Below are 21,574 nucleotides of genomic sequence, written 5' to 3'. Positions count from 1 at the left end.
CGTTGCGGTAGGTGAAACAAACTGTAAGGTGCCACTATGGGAAGACAGAAAGCAGTGATCAAAGCACGTCGTGAAGCCAAACGCGTCATTCGTCGTGACGCTCGTAGTCATCGCCAGCGTGAAGAAGAAAGCGTGACCTCGCTGGTACAAATGGGTGGTGTGGAATCTATCGGCATGGCGCGTGACAGCCGGGATACTTCTACCATCGAGGCTAGAACCGAAGCTCAAGGTCATTACTTATCAGCCATAGAAAACAAGCTATTGATATTTGCCACTGGTGAAGCCGGCTGCGGCAAAACCTTCATCAGTGCCGCCAAGGCAGCTGAAGCCCTGATACATAAAGAGGTGGATCGGATTATCGTTACCCGTCCGGTTCTACAGGCGGATGAAGATCTCGGCTTTTTGCCGGGGGATATCTCTGAGAAGTTCGCCCCTTATTTCCGGCCGGTGTATGACATTCTGTTACGCCGTTTAGGATCGTCATTTTTGCAATACTGCCTGCGCCCGGAAATCGGCAAGGTAGAAATAGCGCCTTTCGCTTATATGCGCGGGCGTACCTTCGAAAACGCGGTGGTCATTCTGGACGAGGCGCAAAACGTCACGGCCAGCCAAATGAAGATGTTCCTGACCCGCCTGGGTGAGAACGTAACGGTCATCGTTAACGGTGATATTACCCAGTGCGATTTGCCACGCGGTGTGAAATCCGGCCTTAGCGACGCGTTGGAGCGCTTCGAAGAGGACGAGATGGTTGGCATTATTCGCTTCGATAAACAGGACTGTGTGCGCTCTGCGCTGTGCCAGCGCACGCTTAATGCCTACGATTAAGCTTTCTGATAGCTTTATAAGGCCACCATGTCGGTGGCCTTTTTGTTAGCAACAATGCTGAATAATTCAGACGGATCTAATTTTACGAGTTAACTCAATAATATCCCAACAATTTCCACCAGGCGAGGCCGACAACAAAGATCAGAATGACATTGATGGTCACTACGCAGAAATTGATTTTATAGAAGCGTGGCCGTTCAAAATACCCCTGAGCAAAGTAAATCGGGCCAGGACCACCACCATATTCGGTATTTCCCCACATCAGATTACTGAAGATACCAAAGCAGATGGCCACCATCATCGGCGGTGCGCCGGCAGCGATGGCCGTGGCGGCAAACGGAGCATATAGCGCAGCGACATGGCCGGACGCTGTGGCGAACAGATAGTGCACATAAATATACAGCACGCCAAGGATCACAAACGTCTGCATGGCACCAAAACCGCTGATGGAAGTTTGCAACTGGGAGGTCATCCAACTGATAAAACCGAGGCTGGAAAGCCCACCAGCCAGGCTGATGATCACGCTGAACCAAATCACCGTATCCCAGGCGGCCTGATCCTTAAGCAGATCCTTCCAACTTACCGCCCGAGTGGCAAACAGGTAAGCGGCCAGGCCCAGGCCTACTGTGGTCGCGGATAGCCCAGTCAGCAAACTGGTTCCCCAGCCTAGCAGTGCCAAGGCAAAACCCAACGCCACTTTTTTCTCGGTGCCGGACATAGCCCCCAGCTCGTTTAGAGCACGATGCCCCATCTGTTTGGCTTCAGGCGTCTTTTTAAGCTCTGGATCGAGGATTTTATACACCAGCAGTGGCATTAGCAAAAAACACACCATCGCCGGTACTACGGCTGCAACGAACCAACCGCCCCAGGTAATTTCCACGCCTAGCGAGCTTTTGGCGAGGCTGCCCACCAACGGGTTTGCCGCCATCCCGGTCAGGAAAATAGCACCGGTGATCGGTGTGAACTGGAAGCAAACCATAATCAGAAAATCACCGATTTTTTTGCCGCTCACGCCGGGTGCCGAGCCCAGAACTTCATTAATCGAACGGGCGATGGGAAAGATAATTCCCCCCGATCTGGCCGTGACCGATGGCATGGCGGGAGCCATAATCAGATCGGAAACCCCCAGCGAATAGGCAATTCCGAGGCTGCTGCCGCCAAACATCGACAGCATTTTATAGGCGATACGTTTGCCCAAGCCTGATGTTACAAATCCCAGTGAAAGAATATAAGCACAGAAGATCAACCATACCGTACCGCTGGCAAAGCCGGATAAAGCCTGGGCTTCGGTCAGGGTTTTGGTAAAGATCGTCACGCACAGCGCCACCAGCATGACTGCCCCGGAGGGCAGCGGTTGGGTCAATATAGCGGCAATGGTGGCAGCGAAGATGGCAAACATTTGCCAGGCCTGCGGAGTTAATCCCTTTGGCACTGGGCAAAGCCAGATAATCACGCCCAACAATATTGGAATTAGTGCAGCGACAATCTTTTTATTTCTGTTGGATGATTCGGCTGACATAATCATCTCCTTATGAAAGGATTGAGTTTTTTAGCCCTGTTGGGCTGAATATTTCACTGCCCGATCCACCATCTGCGGTGCCATGCCCAGATAATTGGCCGGGTCAGTGAGTTGTTTAATCAATCCCGGCTCCAGACGGCTGGTAATGGCAGGCATTGCATTGAGGACATCGGCGAGATTTCCGCCGTTTTCATTGACGATGCGGCAGGCGTCGTAAACCACATCATGCGCATCCTGGCGTCCGATATAGGGGGCCAGTCCCATCATCACGGCCTCGGCCACGATCAACCCTTTGGTCATATTCAGGTTTCTAGCCATTGCCGCCTCATCAACAATCAGGCCACCCAACATGAATTTCGCCTGCTTGAGCGCCCCGGCGCTAAGCACAAAACTTTCTGGGATGGCGATCCACTCGGCATGCCACGGGCCGGTAGCACGCTCCAGATCCTGCACCATGGCATCCAGCATCAACCCAGCCTGCTGGCGAACGCCTTTGGCACAGGCCAGCATCAGTTCACTAGAAATAGGATTGCGTTTTTGCGGCATAGTGCTGCTGGCGCCGCGTCCTTTGACGAACGGTTCATATAGCTCGCCATATTCGTTAGAGGCCATCAGCATCACGTCAAAGGCGATTTTGCCCAGTGAACCGGTGATCAGCCCCAGCAGATTCACGGCCTCGGCAAATCCGTCACGCGCCACATGCCAGGTGGAAACAGGGGTTCCCAACCCGAGTTCTTGCATCATGGCCTGCTGGACCTCCAACCCCTTGTCACCCAGCGAAGCCAAAGTCCCTGCAGCCCCGGCAAATTGGCCAACCAACACGCGTGGGCGAGCCTGAGCCAGACGCTCGGCGTGACGATCAAACATGTTGAGCCAGATTGCTGCTTTATAACCGAAAGTGATCGGCAAGGCCTGTTGCAGGTGAGTACGCCCGGCCATTGGGGTTGTGCGGTAGCGTAAAGCCATGTCGGCGAGGGTATTGCGCAGTTGGTCAATATCGGTTTCAATCAGCTCAAAGGCATCACGGATTTGCAGCACCACGGCGGTGTCCATAATGTCCTGGGTAGTAGCCCCCCAGTGAACATACCCGCCCGAATTTCCAGCCTGCTTCGCTATCTGATGCACTAGTGGCAGAATGGGATAACCCACGATTTCGGTTTCATTACGTAGCAGTTCAAAGTCCAGCGTATCCGCATTACAGCTGGTACTAATTTCATCCGCTGCTTCTTGCGGTATCACTCCGCAGGCTGCTTGGGCTTTCGCCAAGGCAATCTCTACCTCAACATACTTGCGAACCAATTCGCGATCATCAAAAATAGCCCGCATTTCCGGGGTGCCGAATGAATCGCGAAACAGAATAGAATCAAGAACATTAGAAGCCATGATGCCTCCCTCAATGGAAGAATAGTGGTAAGGTAAGATCTGTTTCATATGCCATGCGTCGACAATTTGGAGCACAGCGCATTGAGCGAAAGTCAAGCGCATGTATGTTTTTGCTGTGCAGATAGGCTCAAATGTCCGTACATTTCATATGTCCGGACAATATATAATGTCCGGACATTAAATCGGGTTATTTAGTTTTCATTTTGTGATACGGATCAGGAAATTTTTGCCGGCAGCCAGGGGTAGAGAGCTATGAAAGAATCGCTTTACAAACGTATTGCACGTGAACTCGTCGAAAGTATTGCGTCGGGCCAGTATCCGGTAGGTGCGTTATTGCCCCCTGAAATGGAGCTGTGTGAGCTGTATCAGGTTAGCCGTCATACGATCCGCGAAGCGCTGCGTGATATCACCGAACAGGGGTTGATCGTCAGACGTAAGGGAATTGGCACGATAGTGGCGGAGAAAAAGTCGAACAATGCCCTGAATCACCCCATGGCCTATCTGGAAGATTTGTTTGTTCTTGCCACCAATAACCTGCGAGTGGTGAAAAAAATTGATGAGGTGGTGGTTGATCACGATCTGGCTCAGGTGATCGGTTGTTCGCCCGGTTCCCGTTGGCTGCATATAGCCAGTATCCGTGAAGACAGCGAAAAGAAAGATGCGCCGATCTGCTGGACAGACAGTTACACCAGCCCAGTCTATGACAAAATACGTCGCTTGGTGCGTAGCGATCCTTACGCCTTGATCAGCGTGTTGATTGAACAGCACTACGGGGTCAAAAGTGAAGAAGTACGCCAGACCATCACGGCCGTGGGAGTGTCTGCCAAAATTGCCAAGGTGCTTGGCGTTGAGCCCGGTTCACCGGCGTTGAAAATTGTTCGCCGGTATGTTGACCGTAACGGTGAAACGTTCGAAACGACTATCTCGATCCACCCGGCGGACAGATACGCCTGTTCGATCGTTCTCAGACCACAAGCGTAGAGTGAAACAAGACAATCGTACTATTTTTTATCATTAACAATAGGATAAAGCAGAGGCAATATTATGGATGATATTCAGCATGGATGGCCGAGCGTAGGTAAAACGTGGTTACTGAGCGTGATGTTGCTGGTTAGCAGCTTTTCAGCCTCGGTGTGTGCAACAACCCCAGAAAACTACCATCAGGTCTCGCCAGAACTCTATCGTTCCTCCCAACCCTCCGCTTCTCAAATGCAGACGCTTGAACAGCAGGGCATCAAAACCATACTCAGCCTGCGCCAGTGGAATGATGACGATAGCGAAGCCAGAGGCACGGGGCTAATCTTGCGCCGGGTGGCGATCAATGCCGCCGTGATCAATGATGATGTTGTGGTGCGCGCACTGAGAGAAATTCGCTTTGCCCAGAAACCGGTGTTGGTCCACTGTTGGCACGGTAGCGATCGTACCGGGCTGGTGGTAGCAATGTATCGTCTGGTGTATGAAAATGCGGCCAAGTCTGCGGCATTGGCCGAGTTGAGAAAACCGGAGTATGGCTATCATGAAAACTATTATGCCGGGATTGCACGCTATATTGCCAATGTCGATGTCAGCCAGATACGGCTGCGAGTTTTTGCTGATAACCCTTTGCCACACTGAGCGATTCGTCAGCAAAAAGTAGCTTTGGCATTAATGATTTTCCCCTCACCCTAACCCTCTCCCAAAGGGCGAGGGGACCGGACATGCCACAGATTGGCTCTTGCGCCAAGACTCCAGCCCTGGAAATCGTCCCAGATAGACTCCTCAACTGACCACAACTGCGGATCAGCTCCCTCTCCTGCGGGAGAGTGGTGGCGTGAGGGGCGATCTCCCTGACCAAACCACTACGCCGCTTCCAATCTCTGCCCAGAGTAAATTTCATTCTCGTTTAAGCTTTGTGTAAATTTGTGTGGTTTTTTGTATATCATTTCTTATTGGTAATGTTAATTATTGGTGTCTTCCAGCCGCTAAACCGATGTTAGCGGAGATAAGGGAATCTTTGGGTTGTGTGCCGTGCTTGGCACACCGATTGTCGTATTGGGAGCCATGAAGTCATCATGAAATATATCATTCTGATTTTATTGATTATGTGTGTGGTTTACATTCATTATCGCGGTCGTGTACGTTATCCTTTTTGGCGGCAACTTTCCGACCACTCCACCTTTACCGCACCGCTGAACGTATTTATGTATCTGTTTTCACGCGTGCCAACCACGCCATATCTGCAACCAGAGCAGTTCCCCGATCTGATCAAGCTGCGCGACAACTGGCAGACCATTCGTGAAGAAGGGCAGCAACTGATGGCGATCCAGCAAATCAAGGCGTCGGACCAATTCAACGATGCCGGTTTCAACTCCTTTTTCAAAACCGGTTGGAAACGCTTTTACCTGAAATGGTATGAGGATAATCACCCTTCGGCGATGGCGCTATGCCCGCAAACCACTGCGCTGTTACGCAGCCTGCCGTCGGTGAAGGCCGCTATGTTTGCCGAATTGCCACATGGCAGTCGCTTGCCACGCCATCGCGATCCCTATGCCGGTTCGTTGCGCTATCACCTGGGGCTGATAACCCCTAACGATGACCGCTGCTTTATTGAGGTGGATGGTGAACGCTATAGCTGGCGTGATGGTGAAGGGGTGATGTTCGATGAAACCTATCTGCACTACGCCGAAAATCAAAGTGGGCAAAACCGGCTGATCCTGTTTTGCGACATTGAACGCCCGATGCGGTTCCGTTGGGCTCAGGCGGTAAATCATTGGCTGGGGCGTAATTTGATGAGTGCTGCCACGGCACCGAACGAAGAGGGCGATCGTACCGGCGGCGTCAATCGGGTGTTCAAATATATCTACGCTATCCGAAAGGTTGGCAAGCGGTTAAAAGCCTGGAACAAGACCGGGTACTATCTGATCAAATGGCTGCTGTTTGGCGGGATCGCTGCACTGATTTTCTTTGCGATATAAATAGAACGGGGCGCAAATTCTGCGCCCCGTTGATTTGTTATCTCTGGGATCAGGCAAATATCGTCATCATATAGGCGGCAAACAGCGCCAGATGCGCGGTGCCGTTCAGCACGTTGGTTCTGCCGGTAGAGAATGAGATATGGCACAAGATCAACACTGTCAGCATCACTACCATATGCGGTGCTTGCAGGCCGAAGATCAGCGTCTGGCCGGTCAGGGTGGCAATAATCGTTACCGCTGGCACTGTCAGTGAAATGGTCGCCAACACTGAGCCAAAGAACAGGTTCATGGCGCGCTGCACCTGATTGTTCAATACTGCACGCAGAGCACCTAGCCCTTCTGGTGACAGGATCAATAATGCAACCAGGAAACCGGTGAACTGGGTTGGCGCGTTGAGCTTGGTGAGCAAGCCCTCAAGCGGGTTGGCGTTGAATTTAGTCACTGCAATAACCGCAACCAAATGCACGATCAACCAGGCAGCATGCCACGCGCTGCTATGTGAAGAAGGTTTGCCGTGGTGCGGGTCGCCATCGTCATCTTCGTGCTCATAGACAAACAGGCTTTGGTGGGTTTTGGTCTGGATCAGCAGGAACACGCCGTACATTGCTGCCGAGATGGCCGCCACCAACAGTGATTGACCTACGCTGAAGTTACCGCCAGGCAAGGCGCTTGGCAGCACCAGCACGATCACCGCCAATGGAAGGATCGCCATCAGGTACTGTTTGATGCCGCCCAGGTTAACGTACTGGGTAGCAAACTTGCGCCCACCGAGCAGTAGGGCAACCCCAACCAGTCCGGCAGTCACAATCATGATGATTGAATACAACGTATCGCGCATCAAGGCCGGGGCCGCGTCGCCGGTTGCCATCAGTGCTGAAATCAGGCTCACTTCCAGGATCACCACCGACAGGCTGAGGATCAGTGAACCGTAGGGTTCACCCAGGCGGTGGGCCAGCACGTCGGCATGACGTACTACGCTGAAGGCACTGCTGAGAATACCGACCAGGGCGATAATGTTGATAGCCACGATCAATGGGAAGCTGCTGGTGCTGCTCCACAGGTTGAGCACGACCAGCGCGGCGATAGGGAAAAGCAGGGAATACTCTGTGTGGCGAGATTTGGATCGGCCAGGATCGTTGTGCGACTTCATTACGGTACATCTCCTTCTCAAACTGCGTGGCCCGTCATCGCTGTCACCTGCAGGTAGGGTCAGCGTATCCAGAAAGTTGTTAATAATAATAGGATACACTCTGCGTATGACGCCGAGTAATAATGTGATGTTGTGTCTAGTTTTAGAAAGCAAAACTTTGCTTTATGTGATAAGAGTAACAAAAAAACCGCATTGGATGCGGTTTTATTTACTTACTTTTACGTAAAATTTCAGAGATTACGGCTTAAACGCCCATAAATGGCTTTTAACCGGCGTTTTTCACGCAAAATAAGGCAGATAGTGGCGATCAGGAATCAAGGTTATCCATGATCTCATGCCTTTTATGGTGGTAACCCTCTTCATTTAGCCCTTCACGCCAGTAAGGTACGGCATAAAGCTGATTACGATCACATTGCCGCTCCCGGCGCAGGTAGCGACGCAGTTCCACCACCAGCCGATCCTCACCAGCTAGCCAGTACTGGGTGCCGCTTTGCGGCAGTGGCAGGGCGCAGAATTGCGTGATGAGATCGGCCGTTTTCTCTGTGCCGCCAATGATCCAGCTTAGTTCAATGCCAGCAGGCTTGTGCAGATCGATAACGTCCGCTGGCGTATCGACACGGATAAAAGCATGGCCTTCGCTACGTGCAGGCAGGTTTTCCAGCAGTGCGGCGATGGCCGGTAACGAAGAGGGATCGCCAGCCAGGCAATAAAAGTCGGCCGTTGGCAGCATGGGTTTAGGGCCACCAGGATTGCTGATACCAATTTTATCCCCCGGCTTGGCCTGGCGCGCAAAGTTCACCGCTGGCCCGCTGTGATCGTGCAGGGCAAACTCAATATCTATCTCACCCTGCTGCGGGCGAACGGCACGAATAGAGTAGGTACGCACTATTGGGCGTACCGCATCGGCGGCCCATACCGGGCCATTCTCAGTAAGCGTCGGCAGGTCTGGCTGCGTTTGATCTGCGAGCGGTAAGAAGACCTTGATATGGGCAGCGGCGGCTTCGGCCGGGTAATAACGCAAGTCTGGTGCGCTGAAGGTGATACGGCGCAGGTGCGGTGTGATGTCGCGTAAACGGGCAACTTCGATCAAGTAGGGGGCGCGGCTGCGTGGGGTTTCGGTTGTCACGGGACTCTCCTTTATCATTCTGCGGGCAGTATATCATGCCATCTGATAATGAGAATTGTTTGCTAGTCGGCATGGCACATAAGGCCAAGCGACCTCAGGCGGTCGGATTGTATTTTTTTGCGGTTAAAACTCCGCTCTCTGTTAACAAAACGCAGGTGAAGAGTAAAGTTTTACGTCTATTATTATTATTGCTTCTGGGGACAAATACTTTTTCACATTTAATCTGTGTGGGAACTTGATTGGTGCGCCAGAAAAGAATATGGTCATTAATGCATCGGAGCGGTGGAAATAAATACGCTCCGCATCCAAAAAATAAATTGCATACACAGTGGCGCAGGGTTTAGGGCAATCCTATTCCCAGGAGGTTGTATTAGGTGTTAACTCGAGATTTTCTGCAAAAAGCAGACTGCAAAACGGCTTTCGGTACTATCGAAGAGTCGCTGTTGCTGACGCCGGAACAGCGCTCGGCCTCACTCACATGTACGCTCTCCAGGCGGCCAGACAATAGCCCGGTATGGGTTTTTGGCTACGGCTCGCTGATGTGGAACCCGGTATTTGAATCCGAAGAGGTACGCCCGGCAACGCTGCAAGGCTGGCATCGGGCATTTTGCCTGCGATTAACCGCTGGGCGGGGCACGCTGCATCAGCCTGGGCGCATGCTGGCGCTACAGGAAGGGGGGCAAACCACCGGCCTGGCATTCCGCCTGCCGGAGGACAAGCTGCGCGAAGAGCTGGAACTGCTGTGGAAGCGCGAGATGATCACCGGCTGCTATTTGCCAGCCTGGTGTGACCTGACGCTGGATGACGGCACCGTGGTGACCGCGCTGGTGTTTGTGATGAACCCGCAGCATCCGCTGTTTGAAGCGGATACCAGCCATCAGGTGATCGCCCCGCTGATCGCCAGTGCCAGCGGCCCGTTGGGCACTAACGCGCAGTATCTGTTTGCGTTGGATAACGAGCTGAAAAATCATGGCATGAAGGATGACTGCATTGGCGATTTGGTCGGCTACGTACGCCAGTGGTTGCAGCAAAACACCTCGGGGCCAATAGGTGGCGAGGCTACGGCCTAACCCTCCATCACCATAGGGGCGTGGTATCCCATGCCCCAAATGTCATCGTGTTTATATATCTAATCCCTCTAGGTAATAACTTTTTGCTGCATAATTTTGTTAACCATAATAATTAAGTGGTTATTTATCTCGTTAATTACTAAGCTATTTCTGATTTGATGAAAATCAGTAGTGAATTTTTAATGACAAAAAATGCACTTAGCATAAAAAGCTATAAGTAAAGCCTATTCCTTATTTGTTCTGCCCGAACAGACTCCGTATCAATATTGTTAACGCTATTGGGGAGAAAAGGGTACGGAATGAATTTTCAGCAATTAAAAATCATTCGTGAGTCAGCGCGTTGCAACTACAACCTGACTGACGTGGCTAATGCCTTATTTACCTCACAGTCCGGGGTCAGCCGCCATATTCGCGAGCTCGAAGAGGAGCTGGGGATTGAGATATTTATCCGCCGTGGCAAACGCTTATTAGGCATGACCGAACCGGGTAAAGAGCTGTTGGTGGTGGCGGAACGTATCCTTAATGATGCCAATAATATCCGCCGCCTGGCCGATGTGTTCAGCAGTAAAGACGCTGGCCAACTGCATATTGCGACCACTCATACTCAGGCCCGCTATAGCCTGCCGGGGGTGATTAAGGAGTTTCGCGCGCTATATCCGCAGGTGCGCGTGGTGCTGAACCAGGGAAGTCCCGAGGAGATAGCCGCGATGCTGGCCTGTGGTGAGGCGGATATCGGTATCGCCAGTGAACGCCTGATGAGCGAAGAGTCATTGGCCGCTTTTCCTTATTACCGCTGGCATCATGCCATTTTGGTGCCGGAAGGCCACGAGCTGACACACCAACCGCAGGTCACGTTGGAAATGCTCAGTATCTTGCCGTTGATTACCTACCGCCAGGGGATCACCGGGCGCTCACGGCTGGATGCGGCATTTAAGGCCGCAGGGCTGACACCGGATATCGCGCTTAGCGCCCAGGATTCTGACGTTATCAAAACCTACGTCGAGTTGGGGCTGGGGGTGGGCATTCTGGCCGATATGTCGTTTGAAAAAGAGCGCGATCGTGGGTTGGTGAGCCTCAATGCCGAACATCTGTTTGAGCCTAATACCGTTTGGCTGGGCCTGAAACGCGGCCAGTTACAACGTAACTATGCCTGGCAATTTATCCAGCTATGCAATCCCACCTTATCGCTCACGGAAATTAAAGAGAAAGTGTTCTCCGACCCGTTGGAGCCGGTCATCGACTATCAGATCTGATGCGGTTATGCGCCTGAATGGTGCAAGGAATGCCACATCGCTGTGCAATAGTGAGGCGTAGGTTACAGATTGTACGGCAACAACATTTTAGAATCTGTGGGTTGGCAAACTGGCATACAAGCTGCTAGTGAGTTATACAACGGCCACGAAAACTTCAACAGGCGTCCGCGCAGCACGTTTGCCCCAATGGTGGAATGTGCTGCCCGGGCGTCTTTTTTATGGCTGGCGTTGCCGATTACAGGTTTTTCCGATGGCTTCTTTTTGTCGATCGCTTAGGCTAATGCCTCAGGTTGCATTATGCTGTGCGACAGTTTTTTTCTACCGGCCGGAACGGTAGCGTCAACGAGGTGAGTTTGCCATGCGGCAAGGAAGACGGAAGGCAAACGTAGTTATGACAAAGGTTATGCGGCAAAAGGTGTCACAGTTGTTATCCAGCACGCGCTTGCTCGGGCTATTGGCCTTGCCAGTAATGGTGTTTAACGCCCAGGCGGAAGCACCGCCGGCAGTGGTTGGCGTGTCTGAAACCCAGGCAGCGGCACCGGCCGTGGCGCAAAGCGCAGCAGAAGCTACGGTGGACGCTCCCTCGAAAGGGACGAGCGTGATTGACGATCTGGCTAAAGCGCCACCGGTTGCGACAGCAGAGGTTCAGAAGGAAGCGCCGCCGGTAACAGTGGCACCAGCTCAGGAGGAAGTACTGCCGGTAGCAGCAATACCAGCTCAGAAAGAAGCGCCAACGGTAGTCGCCCCGCAAACGACAACGCCACCGGCTGAGGCAGAGGCAGAGGCAATTGCACCACCGGCAGTAGCCAATGCGGCAGATCTCCCTGTGCCTGCACCTGTGGCAGAAACGCCTGTGGCAGCGGTCAGCGAGGTCAAGGCCAACCCGGCACAAGACCTGCCGGATCTGGGCAGCGCTGGCGTCAACGATGCCGAACGGGAAAAAGAGTGGGCGACACGGGCGAAAAAGCTGGCAGAGCAGAATCTTAACCAGCTATCCAGCGAGCGCGCACGCGCCGACACTAAAGATTACCTGACCAACCAGGCCAGCTCGGCCCTACAGCAGCAGACCGAGGAGCTACTTTCGCCACTTGGCACTGCCAAACTGTCGTTGGCGGTGACACCCGAAGGAGATTTCACCGGCAGCAGTGGCCAGTTGTTCAGCCCACTGTATGACGTGGATGGCCTGTTGACCTACAGCCAGGTGGGTTATCTGCAAAAGGCCAATGGTTCACAAGGCAATTTTGGCCTTGGGCAGCGCTGGGTGGTGGGGGATTGGCTGCTGGGTTATAACTCCGTGCTCGACAGCGATTTCCAGAGTCAACACAACCGCGGCAGCATCGGCGCCGAAGCCTGGGGTGATTATCTCCGCTTGTCGGCCAACTATTACCATCCTTTGTCGTCGTTTACCCAACAGGCAAATAATGCCGTGTTCCTCGGCCGCCCAGCGCGTGGCTACGACATTACCACCCAAGGCTATCTGCCTTTTTATCGCCAGCTTGGTGCTTCACTCAGCTATGAACAGTATCGCGGTGCCAGCGTCGATCTGTTGGGCAATGGCAACAAACAAACCGATCCCAGTGCGATGCAGGTGGGGCTCAACTATACGCCGGTCCCTTTGGTCACGGTCAAAGCCCTGCACAAACTGGATAATGCCGGTGATACTCAGGACAAGGTCGAACTGGCGATGAGTTACCGCCTGGGGGTGCCGCTGATCAAACAGATCTCCCCTTACTATGTGGAGCAGGCCAAATCGTTGCGCGGTAGCCGCTATGACAGCATTGAGCGTAATAATGTGCCGGTGCTGGAGTTCCGTGAAAGCAAGACGTTGCAGGTGTTTCTGGCAACGCCGTCATGGAACCTGAATGCCGGGGAAACGCTGCCGTTGGTGCTGGAAATCAAAGCGGCCAACAAGATCACCGCGGTTAACTGGCAAGGGGATACTCAGGCCGTCAGCCTGACGCCACCGGCCAATAGCAACGATCCGCAGGGGTGGACCTTGACGGTGCCAGCGTGGGATGAGACACCAGGGGCCAGTAATCACTACCAACTGTCCGTCACCCTTGAGGATGAAAAGCAGCAGAAAGCCACCTCTAACTGGATCACGCTACAGGTTGCCGCCCCGCTGAGCTTGTCTGTCGAAGGGGAACCAGGGTTACCGCCGCCACTCACCTTACAGCCACCGGCCATCCCGGCGGTTACCGGGCCGTTGCACCCGCAGGACAACTAGTCTTTCTTATTGCCCAACACCCAGACGGCGGCTTCAACCCGGGATTTCAGCTTCATCTTTTTCAGCAGGTGTTTCACATGCACCTTGACGGTACTTTCGGTGATCGTCAGCTTGCGGGCGATCATCTTGTTTGGCAGCCCTTGGGCAATCAGCTTGAGGATGTCGCGCTCGCGCGGGGTCAACTGCTGGATGTCGCGTTCTGCTGCCGGGCGGTTTTCCCGCAGGCTGGCAGCCAGCACCGGCGTCAGCGCTTCGCTCAGCACCATTTGCCCTGCCGCCGCCTGATGCAGCGCCTTAAGCAACTCTTCCGGCTCCATATCCTTTAGCAGATAGCCATCGGCACCGCGCTTTAGCGCGTTCACCACGTCGTCTTCATGGTTGGAGACGCTGAACACCACCACGCGGCCGGAAAGGGCGGTCTGGCGCAGGCGATCCAGCGTTTCCAGACCGTTCATGCCTGGCATATTCAGATCCAGCAGGATCAGGTCGGGATCGTGCTGTTCGGCCAGCTCCACCCCTTGCTCACCGTTGCTGGCTTCGGCGATGACTTGCAACTGCGGATCCATGCTAATCAGCTGCTTGACGCCGTTACGCAACATGGGGTGATCGTCAATCAGCAGTATGGTGGCAGCTTCTTCGGTCGTCATAACATTTCCTTAGTCGATAGCAGGGTTATCCGGGCGGAACGTCACCCGTACTTCGGTGCCGCCGCCGCGACACGGCAAGATTTCGCACTGGCCGTGCAGGCTTTTGGCGCGATCGCGCATGATGATCAGGCCGTAGTGGTCGGGGCGTTCGCTGATATCCGGCAGGCCACGGCCATTATCGCTGACGCTCAGGCTGACTTCGCCCTGTTGGTGCATTACGCGGATAGTCACCTGGCTAGCCTGCGCATGTTGGTGAATATTGCTCAAGGCTTCGCGCGTGATTTGCAGCAGGTGGATCGCCTGATAAGCCGGTACGCTGCGTGGGCCCAACTGATAATCCAGCTCGATGGCAATCCCCAGCCGCTGATTGAATTCTTGCACCGTAGACTGTAACGCCGCCAGCAGGCCGGGTTCGGTCAGGCGCAGGCGGAAGGTGGTCAACAGTTCGCGCAACTGACGATAGGCGGTATTGATCTCTTCACGCATCTGCTGCACCAACGCCAGGCTGGCCGCAGGGAGTTCATCCCCCTGCATTTGCAGGCAACTGGTCTGCATCTTCAGGCAGGTGAGTGATTGGGCGATGGAGTCGTGCAACTCGCGGGCAATCGCGGCGCGTTCTTCCATCAACATCAACTGCTGCTGGTGGTCAACCTGCCGTTCTATCGCCAGTACGCTGGTCAGCTGTTCGACCAGCGTATTCAGCAACTGGCATTGTTCATCGCTTAACCGCTGGTCTGGCGCATGTTGAGCGACGACGACGCCATAATTGCCCAGTTGGTCACTCAGGCTCCAGCTAAGCGAAGGATGGCCCTGATGATGGGGCTGGTGCTCGCTTAAGCAGGCGCTGCAAACCGGGTTATGGCAATACTCCGGCCTCAACGGCTGGTTACCGCTTAACTGCAAAAACTGCTCCTGGCTGTTGTTCTCATACAGCCGTACCTGGATGCTGTGCAGCGGCGTCAGCGTTGATAACTGGTTGAGGATCGGCGTCAGACGGCTACAGATCGGCTCGCTGGTATGCAACTGGCGGCTGGTGCGGTACAGAAAGCTCAGTACCTGGTTTTTCTGTTGCAGGTCGGCGGTTTTTTCCGCGACGCGTTGCTCCAGCCTGGCGTACATGGTGGAAAGCTCATCGGACATGGTATTCAGCGCGGCACCGAGGGAAGACATCTCGTCCTGATGCCCACGCTGGGCAAAGCGGGAGCTGAAATCGCCGCGGCCCACCGCCAGCGCCATCGCCACCAACTGACGCCATGGGTGCAACAAACGGCGGCGCAGGTAACAGATGGTACCAACCAGCAGCAACAGCGTCAGGGCAATAAAGCCACCCTGAACCAGTGTTACCATCAGCAAGCGCCGTTCGGTCTGGTGATCGATATCGGAAACCAGCTTGTCCAGCAGGCTGACAAAGTGGGCCACCTGGGGAGCCGCATCGGCGGGGCGCTGCGCCTGCCGCAGCCGTGGTTGCAGCTGGTTTAGCCAATAGTCACGCAGCGTCAGTAGTTGCGGGGTCAGTCCCTCGCGCTCCAGTGCCTGTTGCAAGTCGCGGCTGGTTTCATCCTGATCCAATCCCAGCATCAGGATATCGCTGTGGGCATCCAGAGGCACCTGAGACAGCAGGCGGTAACTCTGCATACGTAGGGAGCCCGCTTTGTTGATGGCATGGGCGTTGCCCTGAATGCTTTGCGACATCCAGGCGGAAGTACTCATTCCGGCGATGCCCAGCCCCCCCAGCAGTAGCATAAGCAGGGCTACCTGGTTAACGATCGAAAGCGGAGCCAGCAAGCGTTTCATCGAATACGCATCCCCATACAGCAGCAGAAGCCAGAGAGGTAACTACCAGCCACTCCGGCGGCGAAATGGCGTCAATAGTCGCCATTTTTCCTTATCCCCCGGCATAACCCCATACCCCTAACGAAGTACCCCTTAGTTTCCGGTGGCTTGCCAAGTCGCCAAACCTTAAGCGTGACTGTGGTATAAGCTGCTGAATACCAATAGATTAGCAAGCCTTATTTGGCTACTCACTAAGGGAGGTATCGTGTTTTACCTGCGTGGGTTACCTGCTTGCTGGTTGATTTGCATCAATTTTGCCGCTTGAGGGGATCATCTAGGGTGTGCGCAGTTATCACTGTGTTTCTGAGGTTATTATGTCGCAATCTGCAACGCCTTTGGCAACAAAAACAGCTGCGGTTATTCAGGACTGGCAACCTGAGAACAGCGAATTCTGGCAGCAAAGCGGGCACCGCATCGCTCGCCGCAACCTGTGGATCTCCATACCTTGCCTGTTGCTCGCCTTCTGCGTCTGGATGTTGTTCAGCGCTGTTGCGGTCAATCTGAACAAGGTGGGCTTTAACTTTACTACCGATCAGCTATTCCTGCTGACCGCGCTGCCTTCGGTTTCCGGCGCTATCCTGCGCGTGCCTTACTCCTTTGTGATCCCGATGTTCGGTGGCCGCCGTTGGACAGCTATCAGCACCTGCTTCCTGCTGATACCTTGCCTGTGGCTGGGTTATGCGGTGCAGGATCCGACCACCTCATTTAACGTATTTATTATTATCGCGCTGCTGTGCGGTTTTGCCGGGGCCAACTTTGCTTCCAGTATGGCGAACATCAGCTTCTTCTTCCCGAAGGCGAAACAGGGTGGGGCGCTGGGTCTGAATGGCGGCCTGGGAAATCTGGGGGTCAGCGTGATGCAACTGGTGGCTCCGTTAGCCATCTCGCTCGCCATGTTTGGCTTCCTGGGTGGTAGCGGCCAGGTACAGCCAGACGGTAGCCAGCTGTGGTTGGAGAATGCCGCCTGGATTTGGGTGCCTTTCCTGCTGCTGGCGACGCTGGCGGCCTGGTTCGGTATGAACGATTTGGCCGCCTCAAAGGCTTCTTTACGCCAACAGTTGCCGGTACTCAAACGGGGCCATTTATGGGTGCTGAGCCTGCTGTATCTGGCGACTTTCGGCTCCTTTATCGGCTTCTCCGCCGGTTTTGCCATGCTGGCGAAAACCCAGTTCCCGGATGTGGTGATCCTGCATTATGCTTTCTTCGGCCCGTTCCTTGGAGCGTTGGCTCGTCCGGTGGGCGGAGCGCTTTCCGATCGCTTCGGTGGTATTCGTGTAACGCTGCTGAACTTCATCGTGATGGCCATTTTCGCCGCCTTGCTGTTCCTGACTTTGCCGGGTAGCGATCACCATGGTTCGTTCTTTGCCTTCTATGGCGTGTTTATGGTGCTGTTCCTGACCGCTGGGCTGGGGAGTGGTTCGACCTTCCAGATGATCGCGGTGATATTCCGCAAAATCACTGTGGACAGAGTAAAAGCCGCAGGGGGAAGCGATGAATTGGCACAACGCGAAGCGGTAACCGATTCGGCCGCGGCTTTGGGCTTTATCTCGGCGATTGGTGCGGCGGGGGGATTCTTTATTCCCAAGGCGTTTGGCACTTCACTGGCTTTAACGGGTTCACCCGCCGGGGCGATGAAGATCTTCCTGGTGTTCTATATTCTGTGTGTCGTGGTGACCTGGGGCGTTTACGGCCGTAAAAAATCCGCACGTTAATATCTGCTTAACACTCCCTTGCTTGCCGGGGAGTGTTTTCTTCCTTGCTAAATTTGCAATATCTTACAGGTAACTCAGTGGCAGTTCTTTTCCATTATTGATTTTCACGCTAACCCAAGATGCGGTGGTATCGAGTTACCCTTGCCCAATGTTCAACCTTTGCGCTTTAAATCCCCCCTTATTTTAAATACCCCTTAACAGGATAAATCACTGTAATTATCGGGTTGCATTCTTATTTGGCGGGTAGCTTGATGGTTTTTTACCTGGGCGGAAGGGAGGGTCAAATTACCGTTCGCCATTTTTCAGTACCCTGTAAAAAGAAAACTCCTAACATCTACGGTTGGGCGACTTATGTCAGCACTAGCAATGGAGGGGGGTGTGAAATGGGTCTGCTGATTGGATTTCATGATTTCACTTGATGGTGAGGAAATGCTCTATTGGCTATTTTATTGATTGTTATCATTAAGTTGTGTTTTTCATTTTTCTGAAAAATGTCAAGTCAGGCGTTTTATGTAGCATGAATTTTTGAGTGCCGATTAGGCAAAAAATCAAAATATGAAACTGTGAAATTGATAATTTTAATTAAGATGAAATATAAAGAAAATTTAGCCGTTAGAGTTTATATTTAATGCCTTGAACATTTTTTCATACTTCTATACAAAGAAGGCTTTGTGAATTCATAAAGGATATGAAAAATGAGCGCTGAAAGGGAAATAAAAATCAAAAATCTTGAGGTGGTCATACCCGGCAGAAAAAATACCCGACTACGCTGGAAAGAGTTTCAGATACTTTCTCTACTGGTTAACCGTTCACCCGAGTTGGTAAGCCGTGCGGAAATCACAGAGAATATCTGGAAGGGCACCTATTGCTCAGACTCGACAATAAATCAAACGATTAAGTCTATTCGCCAAAAAGTGGGTGATGCGGAACATACCCTGATCAGAACTATTCCTCGCCTTGGCTATAAGGTCGATAATAAATCGATTTTTCATTTTATATCGGAAGCGGAGCCTGCCGTTGCGGATGCCATTTTGTCAGGAAGTCAGTTTAAAGGTATTAATGAGGGGCCGCTTGCTAACGAAGCTCATAGCTATACCGAACCGGATGAAATTTTCCTGATGGGGGGTGAAATTGTCGACAACCTCCCGGTAGCGGAAGGTTATCCATCAATAAAGCCGACATTAAAAAACACGGGGCAACAGGCCCAGGCGTTCCGGTGGAGCCGAATAGTGAAGTATTTGACAGTATTTATTTTGTTGCTGACGGTGTCACTGTTGTCTTATGCCTTAGGCAGCCGCTCCAAGCCAGCCATGCAGTATGAGCTGGTCAATAATGCCCGTTTGGTACTGTCATTAGATCTCCCCGCCAGTGCCCAGCCGCAGGCGTTGAATTGCATCTATCAGAAAGGGCAGGGAAAGGAAATGCGTGTGAGCTGCCGCGTCCCTTAACCGCTTCGACCTTAAACCCTTTACGTTGTAGGACCTCAAGAGAGTCAGTTATTTAAGCCATTTCATATTAGGTTGGCTTTATAATTACCGAGAAATACTATTTTATTATTTGTTATTTGAATCCTTAAGGTGAATTGCCCAGTCTAGCCGCGATCCTTGACCGCATTTTTCATGCGGAAAAATAGAGTAGGGAAACTGACTGGGTGGAAAATAATGGGTAAACGTACAATAGCTATTCTCGGTGGCTCTGGTTTTATTGGCTCGCGCCTGGTGAAACGCCTGAGTATCCGTAGTGATTTGGCACTGAAGATCATCGACGTCAAAGAGAGCCAATGCTTTCCTCAGTGGTACCACCATGCCGATGTTACTCAGCTAGAAAGCCTGCGACAGGTGCTGGCAGGTTGCGATGCCGTGATCAATCTGGCGGCTACACGTCAGGATAAAAGGAGATCCCGTTCGCTTGATTATCAGGTCAATGTCGAAGGCGCAAGTAACCTGTGCACCGTCGCAGCCGAGTTGGCAATCAAGCAGATCGTTTTCACCTCGTCGGTGGCTGTCTATGGTGCGGTGGAGCAGGAAACCGGTGAGGAAGGCCCCATTGCCCCCGTTGATCGTTTCGGTAAATCAAAACGATTGGCGGAGTTTGTTTATCAAGTCTGGCGCCACGCTGGCGTGGGCAACAAGCTAACGATCGTTCGCCCAACGGCCGTATTTGGCGAAGGAGATCGCGGCAATTTTTATCACCTGTGCCGGCGGATCGCCAGCGGCCGTTACGTGATAATCGGCAACGGTAACAACAGACAGTCGATGGCCTATGTCGAAAATATTGCTGCTCACCTGGAGTATGTGCTCGATCGGCAGGCCGATTATCAGATCAGCAACTATGTCGATAAGCCCGATCTCACCATGAACCAGCTTATTGCGGGCGTTACCAGCGCTCTTGGTCGAGAGGACAAGCTTATTCATATCCCCTATTGGTCAGGGATGTGTGGTGTGGCACTCCTTGATTTTGCCGGTAAGGTCAGCCGCCATAAATTTGCCATCAGCCGCGCAAAGGTACGGAAGTTCTGTGCCACAGCCCAATTTACCACCCATGAACCGTCTCATTTTGTCGCCCCGGTAGAGCTCAACCAGGCGATTGAGCAAACGGTAATGCATGAATTTGACTGAGGCAAACTGGTGGGCGGCTCACAATGTGGCTAGACACCGGGGACTTTTGTCCTGACGTAGCCTTTGGGCAACAGTGTTGCCATTAGCGCATGATTTCGAGTTTTTTGTCATAGTCATCGGGGTCATTGATGTAAATACGCCCCGATTTTTCACCAATGAATACGTTTCCTACCACTGGGCTGGTTTGCGGATCGGCTCCACCTTGGCAACCTGGGCTCTGATGATCTTCATGAATGAGCAACAAGAGCAAGGTTTCGTCATCATCGCTATCTTCAGCGCTTTCGTAAAAATGGCATTGCCCCTGAAGGCTCATCAACAGGGATACCAGCCTCGCGGCTTTTGCCGCCGGATCTGGATCGATATCATCACGGAATACGTCCCCACTGTGTTGCGTGACAAGCCGATCTGTTTTGAGCCACCCCTGAACAATGCGCCGATCCTGGCTGTAATAGGTCACGTAGGAAAAACCGCTTTTCGCATGCTGCTTTTGGACCGAGACGCCATCCCCTGGAACAAGGAATACGGTGCTGCTTTTGCATCCATCAGCGGGTGCGGAGTAAAACCACGCACGGCCTTCACCAGAAATCTGATAATGGTTTTCTGCGCTGAGGATATGCTTGGTTTCTTGCCCCTGGAGCACGGCGTCAGATTGTTTACCACAGCTTGCGGAAGCGTTCAGTGAGGGGAGTGGACCTAATTGATTGGCGGGTACCCAACCGGTAACAAAGGTTCCTTGCGTATCACGAAAGCTGATGTAACGGTACTTAGACACCGTTTCACCTACGCTTGGGGGTTGCTCTCGATATTCCGGGCTTTCACGAAACGCCTGAACCGGATCGCCCTTGATCAAGAAAGTGTCCAGGCGGCACTCAGGATGGGGGGCGGAGTAGAGATAGAGACGGCCAGAGGCAGTGACCTGCTGAATTTGTTGGATAAAATCGGCACTCCCTGCTGAATCCACCACCACGTCATGACACTTTGCATAGAGCGGGGAGACAAAAAAGAGCAGCAGTACATACAGCCATTGGGTCATTTTCTCGTCCTTGAATTGGGTTATTAATCAGATTAGCAGGTATAGGCTCGGCACCTACCCCCAAATATCTCGCATGGCTGGCAAGGTGACCATTCTTTCATTTATTGACTTTTTTAATGATTACTTTCAATTGGATAGATTAATTTCACCCAATTATCCTTTAGTGGTATTTCTGCCTTCTTCCACGTTTTCTCCCCCTGATTCCCTTGATCGCAATCAAGTTA

At 52.7% G+C, this 21,574-nt stretch carries 17 protein-coding genes; 10 read left to right on the top strand and 7 right to left on the bottom strand.

Annotation, left to right across the window (positions count from 1 at the left end; all coding sequences use genetic code 11):
- The first annotated feature begins 36 nt into the window (after window positions 1-36).
- Window positions 37-825 (top strand): phosphate starvation-inducible protein PhoH, encoded by a 789-nt coding sequence (phoH, locus tag U869_RS0103545; protein ID WP_021180979.1) that lies wholly within the window; start codon window positions 37-39, stop codon window positions 823-825.
- Between the two features lie 94 nt (window positions 826-919).
- Here the strand turns inward: phoH and U869_RS0103540 are convergent, their stop codons facing one another.
- Window positions 920-2,344 (bottom strand): DASS family sodium-coupled anion symporter, encoded by a 1,425-nt coding sequence (locus U869_RS0103540; protein ID WP_025121599.1) that lies wholly within the window; start codon window positions 2,342-2,344, stop codon window positions 920-922.
- A 30-nt stretch (window positions 2,345-2,374) separates the two neighbouring features.
- Window positions 2,375-3,727: a 3-carboxy-cis,cis-muconate cycloisomerase gene (gene pcaB, locus U869_RS0103535; RefSeq protein WP_025121598.1), complete on the bottom strand. Its 1,353-nt coding sequence runs from the start codon at window positions 3,725-3,727 to the stop codon at window positions 2,375-2,377.
- A gap of 252 nt (window positions 3,728-3,979) precedes the next feature.
- Here pcaB and U869_RS0103530 point away from each other — a divergent pair, with 252 nt between their 5' ends.
- The 3 genes from U869_RS0103530 to lpxO all read left to right on the top strand — a co-directional run bounded on the left by U869_RS0103530 (window position 3,980) and on the right by lpxO (window position 6,681).
- A complete protein-coding gene (locus tag U869_RS0103530) occupies window positions 3,980-4,708 on the top strand; it encodes a GntR family transcriptional regulator (protein WP_029987749.1) in 729 nt (242 codons plus the stop codon).
- 63 nt (window positions 4,709-4,771) lie between these two features.
- Window positions 4,772-5,341 (top strand): tyrosine-protein phosphatase, encoded by a 570-nt coding sequence (locus U869_RS0103525; RefSeq protein ID WP_025121597.1) that lies wholly within the window; start codon window positions 4,772-4,774, stop codon window positions 5,339-5,341.
- Window positions 5,342-5,778: 437 nt separating this feature from the next.
- Window positions 5,779-6,681, top strand: coding sequence for a lipid A hydroxylase LpxO (gene lpxO, locus U869_RS0103520; protein ID WP_025121596.1), 903 nt, complete (start codon window positions 5,779-5,781; stop codon window positions 6,679-6,681).
- A gap of 49 nt (window positions 6,682-6,730) precedes the next feature.
- Here lpxO and chaA read toward each other — a convergent pair whose 3' ends face one another.
- Together chaA and U869_RS0103510 are read right to left on the bottom strand one after the other, a co-directional pair.
- On the bottom strand, window positions 6,731-7,831 hold the full coding sequence (gene chaA / locus U869_RS0103515; RefSeq protein WP_025121595.1) for a sodium-potassium/proton antiporter ChaA: 1,101 nt from the start codon (window positions 7,829-7,831) through the stop codon (window positions 6,731-6,733).
- Between the two features lie 307 nt (window positions 7,832-8,138).
- Window positions 8,139-8,957 (bottom strand): siderophore-interacting protein, encoded by an 819-nt coding sequence (locus U869_RS0103510; RefSeq protein WP_025121594.1) that lies wholly within the window; start codon window positions 8,955-8,957, stop codon window positions 8,139-8,141.
- Window positions 8,958-9,331: 374 nt separating this feature from the next.
- Here U869_RS0103510 and U869_RS0103505 point away from each other — a divergent pair, with 374 nt between their 5' ends.
- The 3 genes from U869_RS0103505 (at window position 9,332) to U869_RS0103495 (ending at window position 13,507) form a co-directional block, all read left to right on the top strand.
- Window positions 9,332-10,027 (top strand): gamma-glutamylcyclotransferase, encoded by a 696-nt coding sequence (locus U869_RS0103505; RefSeq protein ID WP_025121593.1) that lies wholly within the window; start codon window positions 9,332-9,334, stop codon window positions 10,025-10,027.
- 299 nt (window positions 10,028-10,326) lie between these two features.
- Complete coding sequence (gene cbl, locus U869_RS0103500) at window positions 10,327-11,280, top strand: HTH-type transcriptional regulator Cbl (RefSeq protein ID WP_025121592.1); 954 nt, start codon at window positions 10,327-10,329, stop codon at window positions 11,278-11,280.
- Window positions 11,281-11,671: 391 nt separating this feature from the next.
- A complete protein-coding gene (locus U869_RS0103495; RefSeq protein WP_232785320.1) occupies window positions 11,672-13,507 on the top strand; it encodes a YchO/YchP family invasin in 1,836 nt (611 codons plus the stop codon).
- Here the strand turns inward: U869_RS0103495 and narL are convergent.
- Together narL and narX are read right to left on the bottom strand one after the other, a co-directional pair.
- Window positions 13,504-14,154: a two-component system response regulator NarL gene (gene narL, locus U869_RS0103490; RefSeq protein ID WP_025121590.1), complete on the bottom strand. Its 651-nt coding sequence runs from the start codon at window positions 14,152-14,154 to the stop codon at window positions 13,504-13,506. The two genes, U869_RS0103495 and narL, sit on opposite strands and share 4 nt — an antisense overlap.
- 9 nt (window positions 14,155-14,163) lie before the next feature.
- Window positions 14,164-15,948, bottom strand: coding sequence for a nitrate/nitrite two-component system sensor histidine kinase NarX (gene narX, locus U869_RS0103485; protein WP_025121589.1), 1,785 nt, complete (start codon window positions 15,946-15,948; stop codon window positions 14,164-14,166).
- 353 nt (window positions 15,949-16,301) lie between these two features.
- Here narX and U869_RS0103480 point away from each other — a divergent pair, with 353 nt between their 5' ends.
- The 3 genes from U869_RS0103480 (at window position 16,302) to U869_RS0103470 (ending at window position 20,317) form a co-directional block, all read left to right on the top strand.
- The gene (locus tag U869_RS0103480) at window positions 16,302-17,699 is read left to right on the top strand and encodes a NarK family nitrate/nitrite MFS transporter (RefSeq protein ID WP_025121588.1); all 1,398 of its coding nucleotides are present in this window, start codon (window positions 16,302-16,304) and stop codon (window positions 17,697-17,699) included.
- A gap of 695 nt (window positions 17,700-18,394) precedes the next feature.
- Window positions 18,395-19,147: a winged helix-turn-helix domain-containing protein gene (locus U869_RS0103475; RefSeq protein WP_025121587.1), complete on the top strand. Its 753-nt coding sequence runs from the start codon at window positions 18,395-18,397 to the stop codon at window positions 19,145-19,147.
- A gap of 213 nt (window positions 19,148-19,360) precedes the next feature.
- Complete coding sequence (locus U869_RS0103470) at window positions 19,361-20,317, top strand: NAD(P)-dependent oxidoreductase (protein WP_025121586.1); 957 nt, start codon at window positions 19,361-19,363, stop codon at window positions 20,315-20,317.
- Window positions 20,318-20,399: 82 nt separating this feature from the next.
- Here the strand turns inward: U869_RS0103470 and U869_RS0103465 are convergent, their stop codons facing one another.
- On the bottom strand, window positions 20,400-21,350 hold the full coding sequence (locus tag U869_RS0103465; RefSeq protein WP_025121585.1) for a hypothetical protein: 951 nt from the start codon (window positions 21,348-21,350) through the stop codon (window positions 20,400-20,402).
- Window positions 21,351-21,574 lie beyond the last annotated feature (224 nt).

Source organism: Serratia sp. H1w, assembly GCF_000633355.1.
In the GTDB taxonomy this organism is placed as follows: domain Bacteria; phylum Pseudomonadota; class Gammaproteobacteria; order Enterobacterales; family Enterobacteriaceae; genus Chania.
Note: the sequence above shows the minus strand (reverse complement) of the source record. Positions and strands in the feature narration are given on the sequence as shown.

Excerpts from the sequence above, each read along its gene's own strand:
- U869_RS0103465 (WP_025121585.1), bottom strand. The coding sequence starts at position 21,350 with ATGACCCAATGGCTGTATGTACTGCTGCTCTTTTTTGTCTCCCCGCTC.
- U869_RS0103530 (WP_029987749.1), top strand. The coding sequence starts at position 3,980 with ATGAAAGAATCGCTTTACAAACGTATTGCACGTGAACTCGTCGAAAGT.
- pcaB (WP_025121598.1), bottom strand. The coding sequence starts at position 3,727 with ATGGCTTCTAATGTTCTTGATTCTATTCTGTTTCGCGATTCATTCGGC.
- phoH (WP_021180979.1), top strand. The coding sequence starts at position 37 with ATGGGAAGACAGAAAGCAGTGATCAAAGCACGTCGTGAAGCCAAACGC.
- U869_RS0103495 (WP_232785320.1), top strand. The coding sequence starts at position 11,672 with ATGACAAAGGTTATGCGGCAAAAGGTGTCACAGTTGTTATCCAGCACG.
- U869_RS0103540 (WP_025121599.1), bottom strand. The coding sequence starts at position 2,344 with ATGTCAGCCGAATCATCCAACAGAAATAAAAAGATTGTCGCTGCACTA.
- narX (WP_025121589.1), bottom strand. The coding sequence starts at position 15,948 with ATGAAACGCTTGCTGGCTCCGCTTTCGATCGTTAACCAGGTAGCCCTG.
- U869_RS0103480 (WP_025121588.1), top strand. The coding sequence starts at position 16,302 with ATGTCGCAATCTGCAACGCCTTTGGCAACAAAAACAGCTGCGGTTATT.
- chaA (WP_025121595.1), bottom strand. The coding sequence starts at position 7,831 with ATGAAGTCGCACAACGATCCTGGCCGATCCAAATCTCGCCACACAGAG.
- narL (WP_025121590.1), bottom strand. The coding sequence starts at position 14,154 with ATGACGACCGAAGAAGCTGCCACCATACTGCTGATTGACGATCACCCC.
- U869_RS0103475 (WP_025121587.1), top strand. The coding sequence starts at position 18,395 with ATGAGCGCTGAAAGGGAAATAAAAATCAAAAATCTTGAGGTGGTCATA.
- U869_RS0103470 (WP_025121586.1), top strand. The coding sequence starts at position 19,361 with ATGGGTAAACGTACAATAGCTATTCTCGGTGGCTCTGGTTTTATTGGC.
- lpxO (WP_025121596.1), top strand. The coding sequence starts at position 5,779 with ATGAAATATATCATTCTGATTTTATTGATTATGTGTGTGGTTTACATT.
- U869_RS0103525 (WP_025121597.1), top strand. The coding sequence starts at position 4,772 with ATGGATGATATTCAGCATGGATGGCCGAGCGTAGGTAAAACGTGGTTA.
- cbl (WP_025121592.1), top strand. The coding sequence starts at position 10,327 with ATGAATTTTCAGCAATTAAAAATCATTCGTGAGTCAGCGCGTTGCAAC.